General features: G+C 68.0%; 3 protein-coding genes. 1 reads left to right on the plus strand and 2 read right to left on the minus strand.

The window, feature by feature from the left end:
• Nucleotides 1-240 (plus strand): hypothetical protein (locus FFS27_RS32690; protein WP_137952553.1); only part of this gene is annotated, 240 nt, incomplete at its 5' end.
• A gap of 112 nt (nucleotides 241-352) precedes the next feature.
• Here FFS27_RS32690 and FFS27_RS32695 read toward each other — a convergent pair.
• Together FFS27_RS32695 and FFS27_RS32700 are read right to left on the minus strand one after the other, a co-directional pair.
• The gene (locus FFS27_RS32695; RefSeq protein WP_003112308.1) at nucleotides 353-1,120 is read right to left on the minus strand and encodes a molybdopterin-binding protein; all 768 of its coding nucleotides are present in this window, start codon (nucleotides 1,118-1,120) and stop codon (nucleotides 353-355) included.
• On the minus strand, nucleotides 1,117-1,457 hold a 341-nt coding region (locus FFS27_RS32700), incomplete at its 5' end, for a cytochrome b/b6 domain-containing protein (RefSeq protein ID WP_171019288.1). The genes FFS27_RS32695 and FFS27_RS32700, both read right to left, overlap by 4 nt.

The raw sequence follows: 1,457 nt of genomic DNA on the forward strand, positions 1-1,457 counted from the left end.
GACATGACCAAGGCCGAAGCCCGCCTGGCCGACAACGGCAGCGAGCAGACCGTCGACCGCCTGCACAAGGACATGACCAAGGCCGAAGCCCGCCTGGCCGACAACGGCAGCGAGCAGACCGTCGACCGCCTGCACAAGGACATGACCAAGGCCGAAGCCCGCCTGGCCGACAACGGCAGCGAACAGACCGTGGACCGCCTGCATCGCAGCATGAGCCGTTTCGACCTGCGCACCGCCTGACCGCTCGCTACGCCGCAAGGCGCGAGAAAAGCCCGGCTCGATGCCGGGCTTTCCTATTTTCCCATCCCTGTCGCGCTGGGCGCATGGCCCGAGGCAGCCGCACTCTCCCGCCTCAGACTCCGCTGAACCAGTTGTAGCCCTGGTCCTCCCAGTAACCTCCGGGATTGCTGTTGCTGACGAAGATCTCCACCACGTGCTTGGCGTTCTTGAAGCCGAGCTTGGTGGGAATCCGCAGGCGCAGCGGGTAGCCGTTCTCCTCCGGCAGCGCCTGCCCGGACATCTCCAGCGCCAGCAGGGTTTGCGGATGCAGCGCGCTGGGCATGTCGAGGCTGGAGTAGTAGCGGTCGGCGCACTTGAAGCCGACGTACTTCGCCGAGGTGTCGGCGCCGACCAGCTCCAGGAAGGTGCGCAGCGGCACTCCGCTCCACTGGCCGATCGCGCTCCAGCCCTCGATGCAGATCAGTTGCGTGACCTGGCTGGCCTGCGGCAGCCGGCGCAGTTGCTCCAGGCTCCAGGGGCGCTTGTCGCGGACCCGCCCGGAAACCTGCAGGCGGTATTCCGGCAGGTCGATCTCCGGCACGTTGTAGGCCGGGTAGAACGCGTTGAAGGGGAACGGCGAGGCCACCTGCGACGGATCGAAGGTCGGCGCCAGCCGCGTACGGCTGAACAGCCAGGCCTGGACCCGGTCGTTCCAGCGCGACATGGCCCAGAGTACCTTGTCGACCGAATCGCCATCCTGTAGCCGGCACCCCGAGAGCATCGCCAGGGCGCCCAGGGACAGGCCGCCGCGCAACAGCAGGCGGCGTTGCAAATCGACCATCTGCCGCTCGCTGGACGGGTCGATCGCGATCTTCGCGCGCTTCTTCTCCGGCCCCTTCATCCTTCGCTCCTCCGTCCGCGCCGCCACTCGCGTCCGATGATCATCGACAGCAGGGTGCGCGGCACCAACAGCACCAGCAGCAGGTGCACGACGACGAACCCGACGACCCCGGCCATGGCCAGGAAATGCACCCAGCGCGCACCCTGGAAGCCACCGAACAACACGGTCAGCCCGTGCAGTTGCACCGGTTTCCAGATCGCCAGCCCGGACAGCACCAGCAGCGCGCCGAGCCCCAGGACCAGCCAGTACAGCAGGCGCTGCACCGCGTTGTAGCGGCCCGGCTCATGCACCAGGCGCAGGCCGAGGGCGAGGCGCAGGTCGCGCCAGACGCCGGCCG

Origin of the sequence: Pseudomonas sp. 2VD (assembly GCF_005503585.1) — a bacterium.
In the GTDB taxonomy this organism is placed as follows: domain Bacteria; phylum Pseudomonadota; class Gammaproteobacteria; order Pseudomonadales; family Pseudomonadaceae; genus Pseudomonas; species Pseudomonas aeruginosa.

Excerpts from the sequence above, each read along its gene's own strand:
- FFS27_RS32695 (WP_003112308.1), bottom strand. The coding sequence starts at position 1,120 with ATGAAGGGGCCGGAGAAGAAGCGCGCGAAGATCGCGATCGACCCGTCC.